General features: G+C 54.8%; 23 protein-coding genes. 7 read left to right on the top strand and 16 right to left on the bottom strand.

Annotation, left to right across the window (positions count from 1 at the left end; translation table 11 throughout):
* Nucleotides 1-238: 238 nt before the first annotated feature.
* Nucleotides 239-1348: an aspartate-semialdehyde dehydrogenase gene (gene asd, locus EE896_RS01680; RefSeq protein ID WP_003853053.1), complete on the bottom strand. Its 1110-nt coding sequence runs from the start codon at nucleotides 1346-1348 to the stop codon at nucleotides 239-241.
* Nucleotides 1349-1565: 217 nt separating this feature from the next.
* Between asd and EE896_RS01675 the strand changes: the two genes are divergently transcribed.
* From EE896_RS01675 to EE896_RS01665, 3 genes are all read left to right on the top strand, one after another.
* A complete protein-coding gene (locus tag EE896_RS01675) occupies nucleotides 1566-2159 on the top strand; it encodes a YhgN family NAAT transporter (RefSeq protein WP_003853054.1) in 594 nt (197 codons plus the stop codon).
* Nucleotides 2160-2339: 180 nt separating this feature from the next.
* Nucleotides 2340-2501, top strand: a complete 162-nt coding sequence (locus EE896_RS01670) for a hypothetical protein (protein ID WP_003853055.1) — start codon at nucleotides 2340-2342, stop codon at nucleotides 2499-2501.
* A complete protein-coding gene (locus EE896_RS01665) occupies nucleotides 2498-2815 on the top strand; it encodes a DUF805 domain-containing protein (protein ID WP_003853056.1) in 318 nt (105 codons plus the stop codon). The genes EE896_RS01670 and EE896_RS01665 overlap by 4 nt, the downstream gene beginning before the upstream one ends.
* 24 nt (nucleotides 2816-2839) lie before the next feature.
* Here the strand turns inward: EE896_RS01665 and gntU are convergent, their stop codons facing one another.
* From gntU to EE896_RS01645, 4 genes are all read right to left on the bottom strand, one after another.
* A complete protein-coding gene (gene gntU / locus EE896_RS01660) occupies nucleotides 2840-4180 on the bottom strand; it encodes a gluconate transporter (protein WP_008926287.1) in 1341 nt (446 codons plus the stop codon).
* 2 nt (nucleotides 4181-4182) lie between these two features.
* A complete protein-coding gene (gene gntK / locus EE896_RS01655) occupies nucleotides 4183-4719 on the bottom strand; it encodes a gluconokinase (RefSeq protein WP_003853059.1) in 537 nt (178 codons plus the stop codon).
* Nucleotides 4720-4859: 140 nt separating this feature from the next.
* A complete protein-coding gene (gene gntR / locus EE896_RS01650; protein WP_003853061.1) occupies nucleotides 4860-5855 on the bottom strand; it encodes a gluconate operon transcriptional repressor GntR in 996 nt (331 codons plus the stop codon).
* Between the two features lie 102 nt (nucleotides 5856-5957).
* Nucleotides 5958-6653, bottom strand: a complete 696-nt coding sequence (locus EE896_RS01645) for a pirin family protein (protein WP_003853063.1) — start codon at nucleotides 6651-6653, stop codon at nucleotides 5958-5960.
* A gap of 498 nt (nucleotides 6654-7151) precedes the next feature.
* Here EE896_RS01645 and EE896_RS01640 point away from each other — a divergent pair, with 498 nt between their 5' ends.
* Both EE896_RS01640 and EE896_RS01635 read left to right on the top strand, forming a co-directional pair.
* A complete protein-coding gene (locus EE896_RS01640; RefSeq protein WP_003853066.1) occupies nucleotides 7152-8435 on the top strand; it encodes an HAAAP family serine/threonine permease in 1284 nt (427 codons plus the stop codon).
* A 60-nt stretch (nucleotides 8436-8495) separates the two neighbouring features.
* Entirely contained in the window at nucleotides 8496-9863 is a 1368-nt protein-coding gene (locus EE896_RS01635; RefSeq protein ID WP_140916356.1) for an L-serine ammonia-lyase, read from the top strand.
* A gap of 78 nt (nucleotides 9864-9941) precedes the next feature.
* Here the strand turns inward: EE896_RS01635 and EE896_RS01630 are convergent, their stop codons facing one another.
* Nucleotides 9942-10385, bottom strand: a complete 444-nt coding sequence (locus EE896_RS01630) for a helix-turn-helix domain-containing protein (protein ID WP_003853070.1) — start codon at nucleotides 10383-10385, stop codon at nucleotides 9942-9944.
* 500 nt (nucleotides 10386-10885) lie between these two features.
* Here EE896_RS01630 and EE896_RS01625 point away from each other — a divergent pair, with 500 nt between their 5' ends.
* Nucleotides 10886-11380 (top strand): GNAT family N-acetyltransferase, encoded by a 495-nt coding sequence (locus EE896_RS01625; protein ID WP_140916354.1) that lies wholly within the window; start codon nucleotides 10886-10888, stop codon nucleotides 11378-11380.
* A 250-nt stretch (nucleotides 11381-11630) separates the two neighbouring features.
* Here the strand turns inward: EE896_RS01625 and ggt are convergent, their stop codons facing one another.
* Nucleotides 11631-13382, bottom strand: a complete 1752-nt coding sequence (gene ggt / locus EE896_RS01620; RefSeq protein ID WP_140916352.1) for a gamma-glutamyltransferase — start codon at nucleotides 13380-13382, stop codon at nucleotides 11631-11633.
* Nucleotides 13383-13589: 207 nt separating this feature from the next.
* Here ggt and EE896_RS01615 point away from each other — a divergent pair, with 207 nt between their 5' ends.
* Nucleotides 13590-13871, top strand: coding sequence for a DUF2756 domain-containing protein (locus tag EE896_RS01615; RefSeq protein ID WP_003852222.1), 282 nt, complete (start codon nucleotides 13590-13592; stop codon nucleotides 13869-13871).
* Here the strand turns inward: EE896_RS01615 and ugpQ are convergent.
* From ugpQ to livH, 9 genes are all read right to left on the bottom strand, one after another.
* The gene (ugpQ, locus tag EE896_RS01610) at nucleotides 13868-14611 is read right to left on the bottom strand and encodes a glycerophosphodiester phosphodiesterase (protein ID WP_003852221.1); all 744 of its coding nucleotides are present in this window, start codon (nucleotides 14609-14611) and stop codon (nucleotides 13868-13870) included. The two genes, EE896_RS01615 and ugpQ, sit on opposite strands and share 4 nt — an antisense overlap.
* Nucleotides 14608-15681 carry a sn-glycerol-3-phosphate import ATP-binding protein UgpC gene (locus tag EE896_RS01605; RefSeq protein ID WP_003852219.1) on the bottom strand — a complete coding sequence of 358 codons (1074 nt, stop codon included), beginning with the start codon at nucleotides 15679-15681 and terminating at the stop codon, nucleotides 14608-14610. The genes ugpQ and EE896_RS01605 overlap by 4 nt, the downstream gene beginning before the upstream one ends.
* A gap of 1 nt (nucleotide 15682) precedes the next feature.
* Complete coding sequence (ugpE, locus tag EE896_RS01600) at nucleotides 15683-16528, bottom strand: sn-glycerol-3-phosphate ABC transporter permease UgpE (protein ID WP_003852217.1); 846 nt, start codon at nucleotides 16526-16528, stop codon at nucleotides 15683-15685.
* On the bottom strand, nucleotides 16525-17412 hold the full coding sequence (ugpA, locus tag EE896_RS01595; protein ID WP_003852215.1) for a sn-glycerol-3-phosphate ABC transporter permease UgpA: 888 nt from the start codon (nucleotides 17410-17412) through the stop codon (nucleotides 16525-16527). The genes ugpE and ugpA overlap by 4 nt, the downstream gene beginning before the upstream one ends.
* 55 nt (nucleotides 17413-17467) lie before the next feature.
* A complete protein-coding gene (gene ugpB, locus EE896_RS01590) occupies nucleotides 17468-18784 on the bottom strand; it encodes a sn-glycerol-3-phosphate ABC transporter substrate-binding protein UgpB (RefSeq protein ID WP_105099963.1) in 1317 nt (438 codons plus the stop codon).
* A 614-nt stretch (nucleotides 18785-19398) separates the two neighbouring features.
* A complete protein-coding gene (gene livF, locus EE896_RS01585; RefSeq protein WP_008926291.1) occupies nucleotides 19399-20112 on the bottom strand; it encodes a high-affinity branched-chain amino acid ABC transporter ATP-binding protein LivF in 714 nt (237 codons plus the stop codon).
* A gap of 1 nt (nucleotide 20113) precedes the next feature.
* The gene (livG, locus tag EE896_RS01580) at nucleotides 20114-20881 is read right to left on the bottom strand and encodes a high-affinity branched-chain amino acid ABC transporter ATP-binding protein LivG (RefSeq protein WP_003852209.1); all 768 of its coding nucleotides are present in this window, start codon (nucleotides 20879-20881) and stop codon (nucleotides 20114-20116) included.
* A complete protein-coding gene (locus EE896_RS01575) occupies nucleotides 20878-22149 on the bottom strand; it encodes a high-affinity branched-chain amino acid ABC transporter permease LivM (RefSeq protein WP_003852208.1) in 1272 nt (423 codons plus the stop codon). The genes livG and EE896_RS01575 overlap by 4 nt, the downstream gene beginning before the upstream one ends.
* Entirely contained in the window at nucleotides 22146-23072 is a 927-nt protein-coding gene (gene livH / locus EE896_RS01570; protein WP_008926292.1) for a high-affinity branched-chain amino acid ABC transporter permease LivH, read from the bottom strand. Before livH ends, EE896_RS01575 begins: the two co-directional genes overlap by 4 nt.
* Nucleotides 23073-23092 lie beyond the last annotated feature (20 nt).

The raw sequence follows: 23092 nt of genomic DNA, 5'->3' as shown, positions 1-23092 counted from the left end.
GAAAAGTGTTTTGTCGCGTACCACAACCATTTAATCCGGAAAGCACAAGGGTTACCTGTGGCACATCATGGTTAAATCATAGCTTGGTCACGGCAGTTGCTATGGACTTAAGCAAAATATTCTTTAACGGCTGGCAAAAAAGGGAAGCTGATCACTGAGTAAGCGAAACGGCAGGTTGTTTTGCATACGACAAAAACAAAAAAGGCCGGGTAAATCCGGCCTTTGGTGCTATTTCTGTTTAGCTGATTAACAACCGCAGCATGCGACGTAGCGGTTCGGCTGCGCCCCATAACAACTGGTCGCCCACCGTGAAGGCCGAGAGATATTCCGGCCCCATATTGAGTTTCCGTAACCGGCCAACGGGTGTGGTGAGCGTGCCGGTGACAGCGGCAGGCGTCAGTTCACGCATCGTCAGCTCACGGTCATTTGGCACCACCTTGACCCACTCATTGTGAGAGGCCAGCAGCTGTTCGATTTCCGCCAGCGGCAGATCGCGTTTCAGTTTCAGCGTAAAGGCCTGGCTGTGACAGCGCAGCGCACCGACACGTACGCACAAGCCATCAACCGGGATGACTTTAGAGGTGGCAAGGATTTTGTTGGTCTCTGCCTGGCCTTTCCACTCTTCGCGGCTCTGGCCGTTGTCCAGCTGCTTATCAATCCACGGAATCAGGCTGCCCGCCAGCGGTACGCCGAAGTTGTCGGTCGGTAACGTGCCGGAACGGGTGAAGTCGGTCACGCTACGCTCAATGTCGAGAATGGCGGAAGCCGGGTTCTGCAATGCAGGCGCAACGTGATCGTGCAGCATGCCCATCTGGGTCAGCAATTCGCGCATGTGGCGCGCACCGCCACCCGAGGCTGCCTGATAGGTGGCAACTGAGGCCCACTCAACCAGATCCTGAGCAAACAAACCGCCCAGTGACATCAGCATCAGGCTGACGGTACAGTTACCGCCAACAAAGGTTTTGATGCCACGGTCGATGCCGTCACGAATAACCGCGTGGTTAACCGGATCGAGGATGATGATGGCATCCTCTTTCATGCGCAGCGTGGAGGCCGCATCAATCCAGTATCCCTGCCAGCCGCTGGCGCGCAGCTTAGGATAGACGTCACTGGTGTAGTCGCCACCCTGGCAGGTAATAATGATATCCAGCGCGCGCAGCGCCTCAATATCAAACGCATCCTGCAGTGTGCCCTGCTGTTTGCCCGCAAACGCGGGTGCCGCCTGACCATGCTGCGACGTCGAGAAGAAGACCGGATTGATTGCATCAAAATCACGCTCTTCACTCATGCGGGACATCAGCACTGAGCCGACCATGCCGCGCCAACCAACAAAACCTACATTCTTCATGTCGTGTCCGTCTAAGGCAGTTACACCTGCTTTTCATTTCAGAGGAGAGAGCGGCGTGCTATTTTCACGCCGCTCTGCGTAATAATAAGATTTACCTGTGTCCCCTCACTCTACAAAATGCAGGCCGGGTAGCAAGTGAATTAATTCGATTACGCTAACTTTTTCAGCAGCGTAACTAATAACTCTGCTTTTTCGCGAACAACATGGCGTAAAACCGATGACTGAAATGATTTCGGCGACAATATTATTGTTGTTAATTATGGATCCGCTGGGCAATCTGCCGATTTTTATGTCGGTTTTAAAGCATCTGGAGCCGAAAAGGCGGCGGGTTGTGCTAATCCGTGAAATGCTGATTGCCCTGATCATCATGCTGCTGTTCCTGTTTACCGGCGAACGCATTCTGGCATTTTTAAATCTGCGCACCGAAACGGTATCGATTTCTGGCGGGATCATTCTGTTTCTGATCGCCATCAAAATGATTTTTCCGTCGGCGGAAAGCAGCAGTTCAGGCTTACCGGCGGGTGAAGAGCCATTCCTGGTACCGCTGGCGATTCCGCTGGTCGCCGGGCCATCGCTGCTGGCAACGCTGATGCTGCTATCGCATCAGTATCCACATCAGATGTCGCATCTGGTCGGTGCGCTGTTGATCGCCTGGGGCGTGACGGTCGGCATTCTGCTGATGTCAGGACTGTTCCTGCGTCTGCTGGGTGATAAAGGCGTGAATGCGCTGGAGCGGCTGATGGGATTGATACTGATTATGCTGGCCACCCAGATGTTCCTGGATGGCATTCGGGCTTATCTGAAGTTGTAAGCGCACCTGTGTCCTTTTATCCTGGCAGGCGAGCAGGCTGCCGCCTTCATTCAGCCGGCTTATCACAACGTTACGGCATTGAAATGAATAATAATATTTATATAATGCCGCAAAAAGAGATATCCATGGCAGGCAGTATCGAAAATTAGATGCAGCGTCTGAAAACGCGGGGGAAATGTAATGAGGTTGGGCCTGACCGTACTATCCTTCCCGGGCCAGAAAGCGGCGCTGAATGACGCGCAGCTGATGCAGGTTGACGTTACTGATTTTGCCTGGGTTTACTTATCTGCCGCCGCCATCACGCTGGTTCTTTTTGCTCTGATAAGAAGAAAATGGGCATGAACAGTCTGCTGCAGATCATCAAAAGCTGTTTTTTGCGCACCTTTAATTATCAAGGGCGTGAAGGCAGGACGAGCTATTTTATTTTCCTGCTGTTCCAGCTGGCCTGGTTCTGCAGTTATCTGCAATGGTTTACCGGGCCATTGCATGAAATTGGCTTAATCGCGCTGCTGCTGTTTATTTTGCCTGTTTTTTCCTGCGGGGTGAGAAGAATAAATGACGCTGGCTATTCATCCGGCGTCATTGTCCTTTTGGTAGTAGCGCCTTATCTGCTGTTCCCTTTTTTACTCTTCCCCCGCTCGCGGGAAAAAAACTGACGGGCAGTTAGCCCGTCAGGTTGGTCAGGAAAGCAGTTCGAAAGCAATCATCCCGACCACCGCGCCAACAGTGCCAAGAATGGTCTCCATCAGCGTCCAGGTCTTCAGCGTTTCCGCTTCGCTGGCCCCGGTGAAGCGGCCAAACAGCCAGAAGCCGGCATCGTTCACATGGCTGATAATGATTGAGCCACCGCCGATGCAGATCGACAGCGCTGCCAGCTGAGCACCGCTGTAGTGCAGCGGTTCAATCACCGGCATGATTAGCCCGACGGTGGTCAGACAGGCGACCGTCGCCGACCCCTGAATAACCCGCACCGCGCCCGACAGGATAAAGCAGGCCAGCGCAATCGGCAGTCCTGCGCCGGTCAGCGCATTGCCCAGCACCGGACCGACGCCAGAATCCACCAGTACCTGCTTAAACACACCGCCCGCGCCAATCACCAGCAGGATAATCCCGGCCGGTTGCAGCGCGCTGCCACACACCTGCATCACCCGCTCTTTATCCATACCCTGACGGTAAGCCAGGCCATAAATCGCCACCAGCAGCGCCAGCAGGATCGCAGTGAAAGGATGGCCGATAAATTCCAGCCATTCATACAGCGTGGTGCCTTCGGTTGTGAAGCGTGCGCCGATGGTTTTCAGGCCAACCAGCACCAGCGGGAAGAGGATCAGTGAGAGGCTGAAACCAAATGACGGCAGCTTGCTCTCATCGACATCCGGCTGATGATCTTCCGGCGGCGCGCTGAACGTGACGTGGTTGCCGATAAAGTTGCCAAACAGTGGCCCGGCAATCAGCATGCCGGGAATCGCCGCACACAGACCCAGCAGGATCATCCAGCCAAAGTCCGCGTGCATCTGCGAGGCCAGCAGCATCGGGGCCGGTCCGGGCAGCAGGAAGGCCGCCGACGCCGCAACGCCCGCAAACAGCGGGATCACCAGTTTCACCAGATTGCCGCCGGTACGCCGCGCCACCGCAAACGCGATGCTGATCAGCAGCACCACGGCAACTTCAAAGAAGAGCGGCAGCGCGCAGATCAGACCGGCAATGCCCATCGCATAATGGGCACGACTCTGACCAAAGGTTTTCAGCATCCGGATAGCAATCTGATCGACGGCGCCGGTTTCATGCAGGATTTTGCCGAACATCGCGCCCAGCGCAACCACAATGGCAAGGAAACCGAGCGTGCCGCCCATCCCCTTTTGCATGGTTTCCGCGATTTTGTTGAGTGGCATGCCGGAGAAAAGTCCGGCACCAATGGAGACTAACATCAGCGCGACAAAAGCGTGCATGCGCGCCTTCATCACCAGAAAAAGCAGCAGCAGGACAGAGCCTGCTGCGGTCAAAACGAGTGTTGCGGTATTCATCTCTAACCCTGGCTGATAGCGTCCTGGATAGTGGCAACCGTAGCTGCCACCACATCGTCCAGTGAATGCGCGATATCCACCACCAGTACATCCGACTCATCGCTGCCTGGCTCTTCCAGCGTGGCAAACTGAGTTACCAGCATCTGCGGCTTGAAGAAGTGGCCTTTACGCGCTTTCAGACGGGCTTCGATAGTGTCGAAATCGCCTTTCAGGTAAACAAAACGCAGGTTGTCATTTCCCTGACGCAGAATGTCGCGATAACTTTTCTTCAGGGCTGAACAGACAATGATAGAGATCGCCTGGGTGCGCTGCATGGCAAACGCGGCATCGTTCAGCGCCTGTAACCACGGCTGACGATCGCTGTCATCCAGTGGATGACCATCGGCCATTTTCAGGATGTTGGCACGCGGGTGGAGAAAATCACCGTCAAGAAAGGCCGTGTTGAGCTGGTGAGAAACCTGGTTGGCGACGGCAGACTTTCCGCTGCCTGAAACGCCCATCAGGATGAAGACGTGATGTGACGGGGATTGCGTTGTCATTTTTCTGCTCCGGCAGGTGAGAATTTGCCAATGTTACCGATAACAATGTCGTTTCTCATTCTCCTGGCCGGTTAACAGCCTGGCAACCTTTTTACCAGGAAAAGCATGAAAGTGTGAGCTGACTCATAAAAACGCCACAATCAGATGCTGCCACCTTCACTGATTTCAAAACCGACATCCAGCAGCCGATTATCGCTGCTTTCACCGGCAATGCGCGCCAGTAGCCGCGTCGCCGCTTCACGCCCCATGCGGTCACGTGGCGTGAGCACGGTCGCCAGTTGTGGCGTCACCACCTGGCTGATGTCATGGCCGTGGAAACCGGCAATGGCCATCTGCGAGGGCACCTGTAATCCCTGCCGCTGGCACTCAAACATCGCCCCGACCGCCAGATCGTCATTGGTACAGAACAGGCTATCCGTTTCAGGATAAAGACGCTGCGCCTCACGCAGCAGATCGCCACCGGCGCTGAATGAAGAAGCCTCTTCCATCATCACGCTGCGTGGCGTCAGTCCCGCTTCGCGCATGGCGATTTCATAACCCTGCTGCTTCTGCAACGTACGTTCATCAAGGCGTGCGCCGAGGTAGACAGTGTGACGATGGCCTTTACTCAGGATAGTCCGCGTCATCTGCCGGGCTGCTTCAACGTTATCAAAGCCGACGGCCATATCCAGGCAGGGTGTGACGCTGTCCATCATCTCTATCACCGGAATACCGGCCACTTCCAGCATGCGCAGCGTGCCTGGCGTATGGGTACGTTCGGTGAGAATCACGCCATCGATGTTCCAGCCCAGCAGCGAGCGCAGTTGCCGCTCCTCTTTTTGCGGGTTGTAACCAAAGTGGGCGACCAGCGTCTGATAGTTCGCTTCGTCGGTGACGGCTTCAATGCCGCGCAATACGTCGGCGAAAACCTGGTTGGTGAGTGACGGCAGCAGCACGCCAATGGCGCGACTGGTGGCGTTAGAAAGCATATCGGGGGCGCGATTGGGGATATAACCCAGCTCATCCAGTGCCACTGCAATCTTGTCCCGCAGGGCAACAGAGACCTGCTCAGGATTACGCAGGTAACGGCTGACGGTCATTTTAGTAATGCCGACGCGATCGGCAACATCCTGTAATACCGGTCTTTTCTTCTTCATCGTAGCGCCTGGGATCGCCCTGAAAGCTAAAGTACGATGAGTCTATCACTTTTCTGTCACAAAATTGCCAACCGGGCGCGATGATGCGCGCCCGTAATCTGCTTAGACCGGTGGCAGATCAAACAGCAGGACTTCTGCAGCCGTGCTGGCTTCAATCGTCAGCGCGCTTTCGTCCCAGATCGCCAGGGCGTCACTGGTTGTCACCGCGTTACCGTTAACAGTCACATTGCCTTTGACCACCTGAATCCAGATACGACGTCCTGCCTCAACGGCGACATTGTCCTGCTCACCAGCAGCCAGTACCCAGCGCGATAAGGTCATGTCCTGATAAACTTTCAGCGACCCTTCACGGGCATCCGGGCTTAACACCAGCTGACGCCCTGTAACATCCGGGAAGCGGCGCTGATCGTAGCGTGGCTCAATGCCGGTACGCTCAGGAATGATCCAGATCTGATAAAGGTGCAATGGCTCGCTTTCACTGGCGTTGTACTCAGAGTGACGTACACCCGTGCCGGCGCTCATGATCTGGAACTCCCCTGCCGGGATCTGCTCTTTGTTACCCATGCTGTCCTGATGCTCAACGGTACCGGAAAGCACGTAGGTCAGGATTTCCATATCTTTATGAGGATGGGTGCCAAACCCCTGACCACCATCGATCACATCTTCATTGATGACACGCAGCGCGGAGAAACCCATGAAGTTCGCATCGTGATAGCTGGCGAAAGAGAAGGTATGCCAGCTATCCAGCCAGCCATGGTTTGCGTGACCGCGTTCTTCAGCTTTGCGTACATAGATCATGTTTAATTCTCCTCAATGTTTTTTATAGTGTGTTCCCGAGGCGGTATGATTGATAGCTGAAAAACTTCACTTCTCTGTTCAAATTCGTTGAACAAAATCGGGCTTCTCACTGAAACAGATCGAAGGAAAAGGAGGTGATGCAGGAATGAAAGATATTAAGGGAAAGCCTGAAATAAAGGTTAATCTGATAAACCCGTAAAATAATGAAAGCCGGATAATCCGCGGTTACTTTATTTTCCGTGTCATCATCCCAGGCTAATTTAGCCTCTGGATTTGACACACACAACGTGATTAACGCATTAAAAATGATACCTTAAAAAATAGAGTCAATAAGGTATTACTTTTGATGCTTTAAAACTTCACCTGTAAATTAAAGAATGTGATCGCCGTAAATAACCCACCTTCATAAATCCCACTAAAATAGCCGATAAATAAAAACCTTTCGTTTTAAACACCCTCCGATTCATTTTATTTTAAATTATTATCAGGAGCCCGATTATGGATGCCGTTCAAAATACGCTGATATCAGATGAAACGCCACGCTGGAGAAGAAGTGATACCGTCTGGATGCTGGGATTATATGGAACTGCAATTGGTGCTGGCGTTTTGTTTTTGCCGATAAATGCAGGCACTGGCGGTTTGCTGCCGTTAATCATTATGGCTGTGCTGGCTTTTCCGATGACATTCTTTGCCCATCGCGGGCTCACCCGTTTTGTTCTTTCCGGCAAAAATCCGGGGGGAGATATTACTGAAGTGGTGGAAGAACATTTTGGTATCGGCGCGGGAAAACTCATCACTCTGCTCTACTTTTTTGCTATATACCCTATCCTGCTGGTGTATAGCGTCGCGATTACCAACACCGTCGACAGTTTTCTCACTCACCAGCTTCATCTGATATCGCCGCCGCGTGCGGTACTGGCTTTCATTCTTATTGTCGGCATGATGGCTATCGTACGCTTCGGCGAAAAAGCTATCGTGAAGGCGATGAGTATTCTGGTGTTTCCGTTCGTGGCCGCACTGATGCTGCTCGCGCTGTATCTGATTCCACAATGGAACGGCGCTATTCTGGATACGCTCTCAATGAGGGGTTCTGAAACGACCGGTAGCGGATTATGGCTCACACTATGGCTGGCTATTCCCGTCATGGTCTTCTCCTTTAATCATTCTCCCATTATTTCATCATTTGCAGTAGCCAAGCGTCAGGAGTACGGCGATCAGGCGGCGTCAAAATGTTCACGCATTCTGGCCTGTGCTCATATCATGATGGTGCTCACCGTCATGTTTTTCGTTTTCAGTTGTGTGCTGAGTCTCTCTCCGGAACACCTGGCGGAGGCAAAGGCGCAGAATATTTCTATCCTTTCCTACCTCGCTAACCATTTTAACGCGCCGTTAATTGCCTGGATGGCCCCCATCATCGCAATTATCGCGATCACCAAATCTTTTCTCGGCCACTATCTGGGGGCGCGTGAAGGTTTCAATGGCATGGTGATCAAATCGCTTCGCAGCAAAGGCAAGTCGATAGAAATCAATAAACTGAACCGCATCACCGCCCTTTTTATGCTGATCACCACCTGGATTGTCGCCACCCTAAACCCCAGCATTCTGGGCATGATTGAAACCCTGGGCGGACCGGTTATCGCCATGATCCTGTTCCTGATGCCGATGTACGCCATTAATAAAGTCCCGGCGATGCGTAAATATAGCGGTCATTTGAGCAATCTTTTCGTCGTCATCATTGGCCTGATTGCTATCTCCGCCATCGCCTTTTCTTTACTTAACTGATGCCGTCGCTTGCCATACTGGTCAGCGCCTCTTTCATATTGCAATCCGCATGGGTGAATCATGATTAGCGTTTTCGATATTTTTAAAATCAGCATCGGGCCATCCAGTTCGCATACGGTGGGCCCCATGAAAGCGGGTAAACATTTTGTTGATACGCTAAAGGAAAAAGGCCTGCTGGATAGTGTGAGCCGGCTGGTCGTGGATATTTATGGCTCTCTTTCCCTGACGGGAAAAGGCCACCATACAGATATTGCGATTATTCTCGGCCTGAGTGGTTATCTGCCTGACACGGTAAATATCGATCAGATCCCCGCCATCATTCGCGATGTGAATACGCAGCAACAGTTACGTATCGAAGAAGGGCACCGGGAGATTGCCTTCCCGGTGGCAGAGTGCATACGCTTTCACAGCGAGTTTCTGCCGTTACATGAAAATGGCATGAGCATAACCGCCTTTTGTGATGGAAAAAGCGTTTACACCCAGACCTATTATTCTGTCGGAGGCGGCTTTATTGTCACCGAAGACGATTTTGGTAAAAGCCTGGATAGCGAAATCGATATTCCCTTCCCCTTCTATTCCGCCCGTAACCTGCTGGCACATTGCCATAGCAATAACCTTTCGGTTTCGGCCGTCATGATGAAGAACGAGATAGCGCGTCATGGTCGCCGTGAGGTCGAAGAGAACATGGCACAACTGTGGCAAACCATGCGCAATGCGATAACACGTGGCATCAGCACTGAGGGCGTCTTACCCGGTCCGCTGAAGGTGCCACGGCGGGCTTCTTCCCTGCATCGCATCCTGGCGCCACTGAGCCAGTCCATTAATCCCCTGAGTGCCATGGATTGGGTGAATATGTTCGCGATGGCAGTGAGTGAAGAGAATGCCGCTGGAGGACGTGTGGTCACCGCACCCACCAATGGCGCATGCGGGATTATTCCGGCGGTACTGACTTATTATGATCGCTTCATCAAGCCGGTAACGCCTGAACTCTATATGCGCTATTTCCTCACAGCAGGCGCAATCGGCATTCTTTATAAGATGAATGCGTCGATTTCTGGCGCTGAAGTCGGCTGTCAGGGAGAGGTCGGCGTGGCCTGTTCCATGGCGGCGGCGGGACTGGCTGAACTGCTGGGGGCCGATGCGGAGAAAGTCTGCATCGCCGCTGAAATTGGCATGGAGCATAATCTTGGTCTGACCTGCGATCCCGTAGCGGGTCAGGTCCAGGTGCCCTGTATTGAGCGGAATGCGATTGCTGCCGTCAAAGCCATTAACTCAACCAGTATGGCGATGTACCGCACCAGCGATCCCAAAGTGTCACTGGATAAGATTATCGAAACCATGTTTGAAACCGGCAAAGACATGAACGCCAAATACCGTGAAACCGCCCGCGGCGGTCTGGCGATCAAAGTGGCGATATGTGAATCGTAACGATCTGAAAACCGCTGGCTGTGAGGCTGGCGGTTTCTTCATTGCTCCGGTTTTGCTGAAGATGGGCTTTGAGCAGGATTATTTTGATTCGTTTTCGCGGGGCAGACTGGACCAGACCATACTCCGCATTTCAGAGGAGGTGTACCACTCATTTATCGTTGCGCTGACAGACTGCTCAGCAACAGCTTCAGTGTTATTCGCCGCCGGTGACTGGCTGCGCTGTTTTTTTCGGATGCGAATACGTGCAGGTGGCGAGTCGGTAAACTGCGCATTAAAGGTTCGCATATGAGAATCGGACAAAATGGACTCCAGCTGATGCAACCGTCCAAGACCCCGCAATATTCCTATTAAGGTGCTCAGCGTAACGGACTCACCTAACTCTGCCCGTTTAATGGTGGCCGTACCAACGCGTGCACGTTCAGCCAGTTCAATCTGAGAGATCCCAAGCTGCATACGGGTTTCTTTAATTCTGCAGCACAATTCAGCAATTATTGCGCCATCGGAAAGAGTATTAAAACGCATAGCAATATCTCATTGCGGGATATACAGAATAAATTATTGAGTAAACCCGCCGGCAAATAAAGAAGATAATTTTAAAATAACAGCACCTGCATCAAAGTAAGTTATTTATTAACAACGTAAGCGATGAAATATAACCTTCAGGCTTTATTTTTATTGAATTATGGCTATGTCTGAAAAGGGGCGAAAAGGGAAACCTGTTCCGCTGTCGGTCAGGCTCATATTACCGGCTTAAAACCAAATGATGAGTGAGCTTACCGCCTCTCTTTTCCAGTCAGTGAGTGGCAGGCAAAAAAAAGCCAGCGGATAAGCTGGCTAAATAATACTGGAAGCAATGTGAGCAATGTCGTGCTTTCTCAGACTGTCGATGACTGCCCGGGAACGCATGACAATAATAATCATTATCATTCGTATCTGTAAAGCTGTTTTCACGTTTTTTTCGCTTGATTATTGTGGTGAATACCTTGATGTTTAAAGGGTTTTTATCGGCAAAAGGAGAGCACATGAGTGACATCGTTATCCGCCACGTTACGCCAGAAGATGCCGCTGCACTGCACAGAATTTATGGTCAGCCAGATACTCAGGCCAGCACATTGCATCTGCCTCACGCATCCCTGCAGATGTGGCATACCCGTCTCGCTACGCCTCAGCCCAATGCGCATCTGCTGGTCGCCTGTATCGACGAAGAGGTTGTTGGTCAGTGTGCGCTGCACACAGAAGAGCGAGCAAGACGCCGTCACGCTGCCTCTTTAGGGATGGGCGTGGATGATCGCTACCGGCAGCGCGGCGTCGGCACGGCGCTGATGCGTGAGATGGTCTCGTTGTGCGACAACTGGCTGCAGGTGAGCCGGATGGAGCTGACGGTGTTTGTCGATAATGGCCCGGCCATCGCCCTTTATCAGCGTTTCGGTTTTGAGATTGAGGGAACGGCTAAAGGCTTCGCTATGCGACACGGTGAACTGATCGACGCGCATTATATGGCGCGGGTTAAAGCCTGACGATTGGAAGCATAAAGGGCACCGAAGGTGCCCTTTATGCTGATAAACCTGCCAGGATTCGCTGTCAGTTAGCGCCTGCGCAGGAAACAGGGTCAGATCGGAAAGACGCAAAAGCTGTCATCCATGACACGCTCGTCCCGCGCCGTCCTGCCGCGGGACGCTTTCCTCTTCTGACCCAGTTCCCTGCACATTGAGCTTATTTATTGCTGTCAGATTCACCTGGGTTTAGGTTTGTCAGCAGTCCTGGAAATTAATAACCCGCACTCAAATCATCAATGCTACGCGGATCAGACGCGCCATACAGCATGCCATCCGGCCCAATCATGATGCTCTGCGTACTGCCCATCGATGGCAGCACCTTCACATGCTGACCTTTGGCTTCCAGCAGACGCAACGTATCAGGACTGAAGCCCTTCTCCACTCGCAGCTGGTCCGGCAGCCACTGATGATGGAAGCGCGGCGCATTAGTGGCTTCCGCCACATTCATCCCGAAATCGATACTATTTACCACCATCTGCAACACCGTAGTGATAATGCGGCTGCCGCCAGGACTGCCGGTGACCAGCCAGGTTTTGCCGCCTTTGGCGACGATGGTCGGTGACATCGATGACAACGGACGCTTCGCCGGTTGCACCGCATTCGCCTCACCGCCCACCAGTCCGTAGACATTTGGCGTGCCTGGCTTGGCAGAGAAGTCATCCATCTCGTTATTCATCAGGATGCCGCTTTTGCCCGCCACAATTCCGCTGCCGAAATAGGTGTTCAGCGTGTAAGTCACCGCAACCGCATTTCCCTGCTTGTCGACCACCGAGAAATGGGTCGTCTGATTGCTTTCATAAGGTTCGAGCTTGCCGGGTTTGATCTCACTGGAAGGCCGCGCTTTCGCCACATCGATCTGCTGTGCCAGGCTTTTAGCATAGGCTTTACTGGTCAGCGCCTGCCACGGTACCTTCACGAAATCGGGATCGCCGAGATATTCCGAGCGGTCCGCGTAGGCATATTTTTCCGCTTCAGCCATCACCTGCATGGCGTCTGCACTGCCAAAGCCCATCTTCGCCAGATCGAAGTTCTCCAGGATATTCAGAATCTGCACGATATGGACACCACCGGATGACGGAGGCGGCATTGAGAAGACTTCATAGCCACGGTATGTCCCGCTGACGGGCTTACGCTCGACCGCGCGATAGGCTGCCAGATCAGCTTTGTTGATCAGGCCGCCGTGTTGCGCCATCTCTCCGGCGATCTCATCTGCAATTTCACCTTTGTAAAAGGCATCCGGTCCCTGACGGGCAATCAATTGCAGGCTGTGCGCCAGGTTCTTCTGCACCAGCCGGTCACCCTTCTGCCACGGCGTGCCGTCCGGTTTATAGAAGATCGCTTTGCTGTTGGGATGGGTAATCAGGACCTCTTTGCCGTAGGTTTTCAGGTCATCCGCCAGTGCGTCATTGACCGGAATACCGTCACGCGCCAGTTTGATCGCCGGTGCCAGCAGAGTGCTCAGCGGCAGGGTGCCATATTTCTGCGCAGCCAGCGCCAGTCCGGCCACAGTGCCCGGCGTACCTGAGGCAAGATGTGATGTCAGCGACAGCTTACTGTCGGCATTACCCTGCTTATCCAGGAACATATCGCGCGACGCGTGGCCCGGTGCCATTTCACGGAAATCAATAGCCGTCGCGCGTCCCGATGCGGTGCGCAGCAGCATAAACCCGCCGCCGCCCAGATTGCCTGCCTGCGGATGGGTCACGGCCAGCGCAAAGCCCACAGCGACCGCGGCATCCACTGCATTCCCGCCCTGACGCAGGATCTCCACGCCGACCTGGGTTGCCATCGCATCCACCGACGCCACCATGCCGTGCTGCGCTTTTACCGGATGAAAGGTGTCACTGTCCACGCCGTAAGAGACCGGCGGTGCCTGAGTGGGTGCGGCGTTCGCCCCTGCCACCACGGTGAAACTCATCACCAGCGACCAGCTAAGCTGACGCACTGTTTGCTGCATTTTCATCCTGCCACCATCCCGTATAGTTATTTACATTTTTTTATCATTTCTGCAAGTCTCTACAAATACAGCAAAATAACCGGGGTTAAGTCAAATCAGGAATACATCTGAAAGTAAGGTCTGTGATATCGGGTAAACTTATGGATGCGACCCTGATATCGGGGTGCGCGATTGTGCACCCAAAACCCTGTCGCGTTTACGGAAGGAGGAGTGATGAAAAAGTGGATAATTGTTTTAGCGGCCCTGCTGCCATTCGCCAGCCAGGCGAACACGCTCAACAGCACCAATGATCCCAATAAACCGGGCTATAACCCGAGCCAGCAGCGGATGCAGTCGCAGATGCAGACCGATCAGCAGCAGCAGCAGCTGAAGCTGCGCCAGGATCAGCAGCGTCAGACGCAGGATATGCAGCGCAAAATGCAGGAACAGCGAAATAGCGCCCAGCAGCGGGTTATTACCTCGCAGCCGGGCCAGCAGAATCAAAACCAGAACTAATGAAAATCGGGGCCAATGATGTCGATGCTGTCAGTACAGATGGCATCGACGCCCCATTTCAGCAATTCCCGCGCCCGATCCGGGTTGTTCACGGTATAAACCAGAATTTTCAGTCCGGCCGCTTTCAGTTCGGCGACCCGCTCAGCGGTCAGCACCTTGTGATTCAGATGGATCGAGACGCAGGCCAGCGCTGTTGTTTTTGCCTGCCACTCGGGATCCCAGCTGTGCGACAACAGACCACGCGGCAGTTGTGGTTCGGCCTGCATTGCTGCCTCCAGCGCCTCAAACGAGAATGAAGAGAGCAACGGCGCGGTCTGTCCCTGCCACAGGATTGCGGCTGCCTGCGCCACCGCACGTCCGGTTTCGGCATCACTGCCGGTGGTCGGTTTGATTTCGATGTTTGCCATCATCTGATGCTGACGGCAGCGTGCTGCCACCTCATCCAGCCGCGCCAGCTTCTCGCCGGTAAACGCCTTGTCAAACCAGCTGCCTGCATCGAGCTGCGACAGCTTCTCCCAGGGCAACTGACCTGCCACGCCCCAGCCGTTGCTGGTGCGATCCAGTGTGTCGTCATGCAGCAGGAAGATTTGGGCATCCATTGATAATTTGGCATCAAACTCAATCATTTGATGGCCATATTTCGCACCCGTGTCGATGGCTGCCAGGGTATTTTCCGGTGCCAGTTTACCGCCGCCGCGATGAGCGACGATGCGGGGATAAGGCCAGTGTTGTGTGCTCATTCCAGACGCTTTCCATGGGTTGAATCGAAGAAGTGTAACGCATCTGACGGCAGATGCAGCCACAGCGTACTGCCTGGCTGCGGCCGTTCGCTGTGGGCTAAGCGTACCACCAGTGGCGTCTCCCCGATGCGACCATGTGCCAGATTATCGGCACCCAGCATCTCCAGTGTATCGACCCGCAAAGGCACGCCGCCCTGCTCGCGGCTACTGAGTTGAATATGCTCTGGCCGGATGCCCAGCACCACCGGGCGGTTAGCCCATTTCGCTTTTGTGTCGCTGAGTGGCAGCGCGTGTGAGGCATCAAGCTGGAAGCGCGAGCCGTCACTGCTGAACTGTCCTTTCAGCAGGTTCATGGCGGGCGCACCGATAAACGAGGCCACAAACTGGCTGGCCGGACGTTCATATACGTCGACCGGCGTGCCAAGCTGCTCGACCACGCCTTTGTTCATCACCATCACCCGCTGTGCCAGCGTCATCGCCTCGACCTGATCGTGCGTCACATAGAGACTGGTGGTCTGTAAGCGGCGGTGCAGCTGCTGCAGCTCCAGCCGCATCTGCACCCGCAGGCGGGCATCAAGATTCGACAGCGGCTCATCGAACAGAAACACCGCCGGTTCACGTACGATGGCGCGTCCCATCGCCACGCGCTGGCGCTGACCGCCCGAGAGTTCGCGAGGCCGACGCATCAGCAGGTGATCCAATTCCAGGCTGCGCGCTGCGTCCAGCACCCGCTGGCGAATCTGCTCTTTGCCCATGCCGCGGATTTTCAGGCCATAGGCCATGTTCTCCTCCACCGACATGTGGGGATAAAGCGCGTAATTCTGGAACACCATCGCAATGCCGCGATCTTTTGGCTCTTCCTGAGTGACGCGCCGGTTGTCGATGTAGATATCACCGGAGCTGACGCGCTCCAGTCCGGCTACCATGCGCAGCAGCGTCGATTTACCGCAGCCGGATGGCCCCACCATCACCATAAACTCGCCGTCATTGATGGTGACGTTCAGCGGCTGAATGATCTGATTTTTGCCATCGTAGGACTTGGTTACTGCCTGAAGGGTTACGCCTGCCATCTTATTTCTCACTCTCAACCAGACCGCGCACAAAGGCACGCTGCATGACTAACACCACCACCAGCGGCGGGATCAGGGTTAATAACATTGCCGCCATCACTTCATTCCACTGGGTCGGCGATCCACTGGTGGAGATCATACTTTTGATCCCCGCCACCGCTGTGCCGAGGCTGGCGTCATTGATGATCAGCAGCGGCCAGAGATACTGGTTCCAGCCGTAGATAAAGGTGATGACAAACAGCGCCGCCAGATTGGTTTTCGACAGCGGCAGAACAATGTCGATAAAGAAGCGCATTGCGCTGGCACCGTCGATACGCGCCGCTTCTACCAGCTCATCCGGCAGCGACATAAAAAACTGACGGAACAGGAAAGTCGCGGTGGCCGACGCCATCAGCGGCAGAGTTAATCCGCTGTAGCTGTCGAGCATATTAAGGTCGGCTATCACCTGCACCGTGGGGAAGATACGCACTTCAACCGGCAACATCAGGGTGATGAAGATCAGCCAGAAAAAGAGCGTGCGCAGCGGAAAGCGAAACCAGACCAGCGCAAACGCCGACAGCATTGAGACGGTAATTTTGCCGAAGGTGATACCCAGCGCCATGATCATGCTGTTGAGCAGCATCAGGCCAAACGCTGGTCCGCTGCCGTTGACGCCCTGCGTCCAGATGCGCGAGATGTTCTCCCACAGGTGCGTGCCGGGCACCAGGGTCATCGGCACCTGATAGACCGCCTCGTTATCCAGCGTTGCCGCCACAAAGGCGACATAGAGCGGAAAGAGGATAGTGAGCACGCCCAGCACCAGCACGATGTGGCTGAAGATATCCAGCCCGCGTCGATTCTCAATCATTGGTATTGCACCTTACGTTCAACAAAGCGGAACTGAAGCACCGTCAGCCCGATCACCAGCAACATCAGCACCACCGACTGCGCCGCGGAAGAGGAGAGATCCAGACCGGTAAAGCCTTCGCGATAGATTTTGTAGATCAGCGTGGTGGTCGCCTGCACCGGCCCGCCGCCGGTTGCGGCATCGATCACCGGGAAGGTATCGAAGAAGGCGTAGATCAGGTTCACCACCAGCAGGAAGAAGCTGACCGGCGTGATCAGCGGCAGTGAGAGGTTGAAGAAGCGACGCACCGGTCCGGCTCCGTCGATGGCAGCGGCTTCCACCAGCGATTTAGGGATAGATTGCAGTGCGGCAAAGAAAAACAGGAAGTTGTAGCTCATCTGCTGCCAGATCGAGGCCAGCACCACCAGGAACATCGCCTGACCGCTGTTCTGCGCGAAGTTCCAGTTGTAGCCGACGTGGTTCAGCAGGTAGCTGAACAGACCCAGGCCAGGGTTAAACAGAAACATCCACAGCACCGCAGCCACCACCGGCGCAACGGCGTAAGGCAGCAGCAGCAGGGTCTGATAGAGGCGGCGGAGTCGTACCACATAATCCACCAGCGCCGCCAGCAGCAGCGAGAAGACCATGCCGAACACCGTGACCATGCCGCTGAATTTGATGGTAGTCCAGAACGAATCGAGATAGTAAGGATCGGCAAATAGCCGTCTGAAATTTTCCAGCCCGACAAAGCTGCTGGAGATGCCAAAGGGATCGAGGCTTTGCAGCGAGTACCACAACGCTTCACCCGCAGGCCAGAGAAAGAAGATGGCGGTAATCAGCAGTTGCGGCAGTACCAGAAGATAGGGCAACAGGCTGGTGCGAAAGACCGGACGGGATGAAGACATGGCATACCTGGCGTCAGAAAGAGCGGGCCAGCCTGAGCGGGCCCGCAGGAAGAGATTACTTCACCTGCTGCTGAAAGCGGCGCAACAGCTCGTTGCCGCGTTTCACGGCGTTATCCAGTGCGCTTTGTGGCGACTGTTTGCCGGTCCAGACACTTTCCAGCTCTTCGTCGATCACGGTACGAATCTGCGGCATGTTGCCCAGACGCATGCCTTTAGTGAAGGGCAATGGCGGCTTGTTCATCATCTGGCGGGTCGCGATATCCGCACCCGGATTTTTGTCGTAGAAGCCCTGCTGTTTCGTCAGCTCGTAGGCGGCGGTCGTAATCGGCAGATAGCCGGTTTTCTGGTGCCATTCCGCAGCGATTTCCGGTTTAGCCAGGAACTGCATGAACTCAGCTACGCCTTTGTACGTTGCTGCATCTTTGCCTTTCATTACCCACAGGCTGGCTCCGCCAATCAGGGCGTTCTGCGGCGCATTCGGTACAGTGTCGTCATACGGCATCATGCCAACGCCGAAGTTGAATTTGGCGTAGTGACGGATATCGGCCAGCGAACCCGATGAGGCAGTGGTGATACCGCAGTCGCCGTTGTAGAACTTGGCGGTGGATTCATCTTTGCGGCCAAAGTAGGTGAAGTCCCCTTTCTTGTTCATCGCTTCCAGCAGTTCGATATGACGAACCTGCACCGGCTTGTTGAACTCCAGCACCGCATCGAGTCCGTCAAATCCGTTGTTTTCCGTCGCGACCGGCAGAGCATGCCAGGCACTGAAGTTTTCAATCTGGATCCAGCCCTGCCAGCCGCTGGCGTAGCCACAGCTCATGCCCGATTTACGCAGTGCGGCGGCATCTGTCGCCAGCTCCTGCCAGGTTTTAGGCGGCTGGTCCGGGTTCAGGCCCGCTTTTTTAAAAGCGTCTTTGTTGTAGTAGAGCACCGGCGTCGAGCTGTTGAACGGCTGAGAGATCAGCTGACCTTTGCTGTCGCTGTAGTAGCCCGCCACCGTTGGCACGAACTGTTTTTCATCGAAGGGAATGCCGGCGTCTTTGAATACCTGATGCACCGGCACAATCGCCTTTGAGGCCATCATGGTCGCCGTACCGACTTCATAGACCTGCAGCACCGCTGGCGCTTTGCCGCTGCGCACGGCCGCAATCCCTGCTGCCAGGCTCTGCTCGTAGTTACCTTTGTAGGTCGGAACAATTTTGTAATCGGGATGCGTCTCGTTAAAACGCTGTGCCAGCGAATCCACTTCTTTGCCAAGCTCGCCTTCCATGGAGTGCCAGAAAGGGATCTCAGTGGCGGCCATGGCATGGCTGCTGAGCATCAGACCGAGCAGCGCGCTCATCAGGCTACGACGAAAGGTAACGACGGACATAGAATTTTCCTGTGCAGGTAAATACGCGTGAAATCACGGATTTCTGTTTCGCGAAGTAACATGACACGGGGAAATGACGGATTAATAACAGGGAGATGACAGCCGGATGACAGGCGAAAAAGAGGAAAAGCGGAGCAGCTAACTATTGTTGAGATTGTTGACAAAGTCTGGCTTGCTTTAAGACTGTGCCCTGCGCAGAGAACACGGTCAGATCGGAAAGACGCAAAATCCGTCATCCATGACACGCTCGGCCCGCACCGTCCATGGCGCGGGACGCTTTCCTCTTCTGCCCGTGTTCCCTGCGCGTTAAGTTTATGTGTTGCGGCCAGATTCACCTGATTTGAGTTTGTCAGCAACCTGAGCTGCTATACATCATTATTACGTCGAATTTATTACCAGAAGCTGCAACGGCCTCTGGCAATGGCAGAACTTGCCCCTACTTTCAGGCAAATTTGAAGGCCGTCGGCACCACCACCCACACCGACACTCAAGGCCGTCGGCGTCGCAGGCAGTTCGGCACCGGCCAGCGCACAGCATCCGGAGCGTACTGAAGTACGTGAGGAATGCGAGCACTGCCCGGTGTCGAAATGGCAAGTAAGCCAGGCCTCTAAACCTTAAGCGCCGAGGTAAGCGCTGCGGACGGCTTCGTTGGAGAGTAGCGCTGCACCTGTGTCTTCGAGCACCACATGCCCGTTCTCCAGCACATAGCCCCTGTCCGCCAGCTTCAGCGCCTGGTTCGCATTCTGCTCCACCAGGAAGATCGTCATCCCCTCGCTACGCAGTTGCTCAATAGTGTCGAAGATCTGCTGAATAATGATCGGTGCCAGCCCCAGTGACGGCTCATCCAGCAGCAGCAGTCGCGGCTGGCTCATCAGTGCACGGCCAATTGCCAGCATCTGCTGTTCGCCGCCTGACATGGTGCCAGCGCGCTGGATTTTACGCTCTTCCAGACGCGGGAAGAGTTCATAAACGCGTTTGATCCGCGTCAGATAATCCGGACGGCTGGCAAAAAAACCGCCCATCGCCAGGTTCTCTTCCACCGTCATGCGTGAAAACACCCGCCGGCCTTCCGGCACGATGGCAATCGCTTCACGCATAATGCGCGCCGTTTGCCAGTCGGTGATGGCTTTGCCATCAAAGGTAATGGTGCCCTGCGTGGCGCGTGGCTCACCGCACAGCGTACCCAGCAGCGTGGTTTTTCCGGCGCCGTTAGCGCCAATCAGGGTAACGATTTCACCCTGATTGATATAGAGGCTGACATTGTGCAGCGCCTGAATTTTGCCGTAGTGGGCGCTGACGTTCTCAATGGTTAACATCGCATTTGCCATCTCAGGCCTCTCCTAAATAGGCACGGATGACATCCGGATTATTACGAATCTCTTCCGGCGTTCCGTTAGCCAGCGGCGTTCCCTGATTAACCACATAAATACGGTCAGAAATGCCCATCACCAGCTTCATATCATGTTCAATCAGCAGCACTGATACCTTATGTTCGCCACGCAGCTCCGCAATCAGCGCATCCAGCTCGTGGGTCTCTTTAGGGTTAAGGCCTGCTGCCGGTTCATCCAGCATCAGGATCTCCGGGCGCGTCACCATGCAGCGTGCAATCTCCAGCCGACGCTGCTGACCATAGGCCAGATTGCCCGCCTGACGGTTAGCCAGCTCCAGCAGACCGACCCGCTCCAGCCAGGTCGCCGCGCGATCCAGCGCCTCGCTCTCACTACGGCGAAACGCAGGTGTTTTCAGCAGGCCGGAAAACACGCCGCTTTTCAGATGCTGATGCTGAGCGACCAGCAGGTTTTCAATTACCGTCATCTCACGGAACAGACGCACATGCTGGAAAGTACGCACAATGCCCATCTGCGCAATCTTCTGACCCGTCAATCCTTCCAGATGCTGTTCACGCAGTTTAATCGTGCCGCCAGTGGGCTTATAAAAACCGGTCAGGCAGTTAAACACGGTGGTTTTACCGGCACCGTTAGGGCCAATCAGCGAAACGATCTCCTGCGGACGCAGCTCCAGCGCCACATTGTTCACGGCTAACAAACCGCCGAAGCGCATCATCAGGCCTTCAACGGCTAATAAAGGCTGGATCATGCCTGCTCTCCTTTTTTACCGGTTCTGAGCTTCAGATGCGGACGCTTCATCGGCAATAATCCCTGCGGACGCCAGATCATCATCAGCACCATCAGGCCACCCAGCACCAGCATGCTGTATTCATTCAGATCACGCATCAGCTCGCGCGACACCACCAGCAGAATGGCCGCCAGAATCACTGCAAACTGCGAACCCATTCCGCCCAAAACCACAATCGCCAGCACAAAAGCCGATTCGACAAAGGTAAAGGACTCCGGGCTGACAAAGCCCTGGCGCGCAGCAAACAGCGTGCCCGCGAAACCAGCAAACGCGGCACTGATGGTAAAGGCGGTCAGCTTGATGCGGGTCGGGCTCAGGCCCAGTGAACGGCAGGCAATCTCATCCTCACGCAATGCTTCCCAGGCACGGCCCAGCGGCATCCGCAGCAGCCGGTTGATCACGAACAGCGTCAGCACCACCAGCAGCAGCGCCACCAGGTAGAGATAAATCACGCGGTCGCTGGGATCGTATTTCAGGCCAAAGAAATCGTGGAAGGTGTTCCAGCCCCCTTCAGAGACTTTGCGGCCAAACTCAAGGCCGAACAGTGACGGTTTGGGGATCTGCGCAATGCCGTTGGGACCGCCGGTAATCGCCGTGTTATTCAGCAGCAAAATACGCACAATCTCGCCGAAGCCCAGCGTGACGATCGCCAGATAGTCTCCGCGCAGGCGCAGCACCGGAAAGCCGAGCAGCAGCCCGAACAGCGCCGAGACAATGCCCGCCAGCGGCAGACACTCCCAGAAGCCGAGACCAAAATAGTGGTTCAGAAGAGCAAAGGTGTAAGCGCCAATGGCATAGAAGCCACCATAGCCGAGCACCAGCAGCCCCGACAGGCCGACCACCACATTCAGGCCCAGACCGAGCATCACGTAGATCAGCGTCAGCGTGGCGATGTCTACCGTGCCGCGCGACACGAAAAAGGGCCAGGCCACAGCGACCAGGATCAGCGCCAGCATAAACAGCTTCTGCTTCGGCGTTGAGCCGTCGATGCCAGGCAGCACCAGCGCCGGACCGGAAATCTTTTTCAGACCGCGCTGCCAGAACGGACGCAGCAGCTGAAACAGAAAGACCACGGCACAGCCGACGAAAATCCAGTTCCAGCGCACGTCACCCGCGCTCTGCACCACCAGTCGGGTGCCGTCGAGGCCGAGACGCATGCCCATAAAGAAGCTGGCCAGCACCAGCAGCATGACAGAAGAGAGCAGCGCGTTGATAAAGGAAGATTTCATACTTTCTCAACCTCCGGGCGACCCAGAATCCCGGTCGGCATTACCAGCAACACCACGATCAGCAGAGCAAACGACACCACATCTTTGTATTCCGTGCTGAGATATGCGGAGGTCAGTGCTTCAGCAATGCCCAGAACCAGGCCGCCAATCATCGCGCCCGGAATACTGCCAATGCCGCCCAGCACGGCAGCGGTAAAGGCTTTCATGCCCGCCATAAAGCCGATGAAGGGGTTGATGGAGCCGTAGAACTGGCCCAGCAGCACGCCCGCTACCGCCGCCATGGCAGCACCAATCACAAAGGTCAGCGAGATGACGCGGTCGGTGTTAATTCCCAGCAGGCTGGCCATTTTCAGGTCTTCAGCGCAGGCGCGACAGGCGCGGCCCATGCGGGAATAACGGATAAAGGTGGTCAGCGCCAGCATCGCCAGGAACGTCACCACCCAGATCACAACCTGCATGGTAGAAATTGTGGCGGCAAAACCGTTGCTCTCGCCTACCGTCCACTGTCCGGTGATCAGGCTCGGCAGCGCCAGGTCGCGTGAACCCTGCGTCAGGCTGACGTAGTTTTGCAGAAAGATCGACATGCCGATGGCGGAGATCAGTGCGATCAGACGCTTCGACGATCGCACCGGCTTATAGGCGACGCGCTCTATGCTCCAGCCGTAGGCGCTGGAGATCAGTATCGCCATCACGAAGCCAGCGGCAATCATCAGCCAGCCCGTGTCGATACCCATCATCATCAGGGCGGCAATCACGATAAAAGAGACATAGCTGCCGATCATATAGACTTCGCCGTGGGCGAAGTTGATCATGCCGATAATGCCGTAAACCATGGTGTAACCAATGGCGATCAGCGCGTAGGTGCTGCCGAGAGTGACCCCGTTAAGCATCTGCTGAATGAAATAAAGAAACTGCTCGGACATAGTGAAGACCTGCATGAGAA

This window comes from Pantoea eucalypti (assembly GCF_009646115.1).
In the GTDB taxonomy this organism is placed as follows: Bacteria; Pseudomonadota; Gammaproteobacteria; order Enterobacterales; family Enterobacteriaceae; genus Pantoea; species Pantoea eucalypti.
This window is presented reverse-complemented; position numbering and strand designations above follow the sequence as displayed.

Coding starts and splice junctions, on each gene's coding strand:
- asd (WP_003853053.1), bottom strand. CDS start 1,348: ATGAAGAATGTAGGTTTTGTTGGTTGGCGCGGCATGGTCGGCTCAGTG.
- EE896_RS01675 (WP_003853054.1), top strand. CDS start 1,566: ATGACTGAAATGATTTCGGCGACAATATTATTGTTGTTAATTATGGAT.
- EE896_RS01670 (WP_003853055.1), top strand. CDS start 2,340: ATGAGGTTGGGCCTGACCGTACTATCCTTCCCGGGCCAGAAAGCGGCG.
- EE896_RS01665 (WP_003853056.1), top strand. CDS start 2,498: ATGAACAGTCTGCTGCAGATCATCAAAAGCTGTTTTTTGCGCACCTTT.
- gntU (WP_008926287.1), bottom strand. CDS start 4,180: ATGAATACCGCAACACTCGTTTTGACCGCAGCAGGCTCTGTCCTGCTG.
- gntK (WP_003853059.1), bottom strand. CDS start 4,719: ATGACAACGCAATCCCCGTCACATCACGTCTTCATCCTGATGGGCGTT.
- gntR (WP_003853061.1), bottom strand. CDS start 5,855: ATGAAGAAGAAAAGACCGGTATTACAGGATGTTGCCGATCGCGTCGGC.
- EE896_RS01645 (WP_003853063.1), bottom strand. CDS start 6,653: ATGATCTATGTACGCAAAGCTGAAGAACGCGGTCACGCAAACCATGGC.
- EE896_RS01640 (WP_003853066.1), top strand. CDS start 7,152: ATGGATGCCGTTCAAAATACGCTGATATCAGATGAAACGCCACGCTGG.
- EE896_RS01635 (WP_140916356.1), top strand. CDS start 8,496: ATGATTAGCGTTTTCGATATTTTTAAAATCAGCATCGGGCCATCCAGT.
- EE896_RS01630 (WP_003853070.1), bottom strand. CDS start 10,385: ATGCGTTTTAATACTCTTTCCGATGGCGCAATAATTGCTGAATTGTGC.
- EE896_RS01625 (WP_140916354.1), top strand. CDS start 10,886: ATGAGTGACATCGTTATCCGCCACGTTACGCCAGAAGATGCCGCTGCA.
- ggt (WP_140916352.1), bottom strand. CDS start 13,382: ATGAAAATGCAGCAAACAGTGCGTCAGCTTAGCTGGTCGCTGGTGATG.
- EE896_RS01615 (WP_003852222.1), top strand. CDS start 13,590: ATGAAAAAGTGGATAATTGTTTTAGCGGCCCTGCTGCCATTCGCCAGC.
- ugpQ (WP_003852221.1), bottom strand. CDS start 14,611: ATGAGCACACAACACTGGCCTTATCCCCGCATCGTCGCTCATCGCGGC.
- EE896_RS01605 (WP_003852219.1), bottom strand. CDS start 15,681: ATGGCAGGCGTAACCCTTCAGGCAGTAACCAAGTCCTACGATGGCAAA.
- ugpE (WP_003852217.1), bottom strand. CDS start 16,528: ATGATTGAGAATCGACGCGGGCTGGATATCTTCAGCCACATCGTGCTG.
- ugpA (WP_003852215.1), bottom strand. CDS start 17,412: ATGTCTTCATCCCGTCCGGTCTTTCGCACCAGCCTGTTGCCCTATCTT.
- ugpB (WP_105099963.1), bottom strand. CDS start 18,784: ATGTCCGTCGTTACCTTTCGTCGTAGCCTGATGAGCGCGCTGCTCGGT.
- livF (WP_008926291.1), bottom strand. CDS start 20,112: ATGGCAAATGCGATGTTAACCATTGAGAACGTCAGCGCCCACTACGGC.
- livG (WP_003852209.1), bottom strand. CDS start 20,881: ATGATCCAGCCTTTATTAGCCGTTGAAGGCCTGATGATGCGCTTCGGC.
- EE896_RS01575 (WP_003852208.1), bottom strand. CDS start 22,149: ATGAAATCTTCCTTTATCAACGCGCTGCTCTCTTCTGTCATGCTGCTG.
- livH (WP_008926292.1), bottom strand. CDS start 23,072: ATGTCCGAGCAGTTTCTTTATTTCATTCAGCAGATGCTTAACGGGGTC.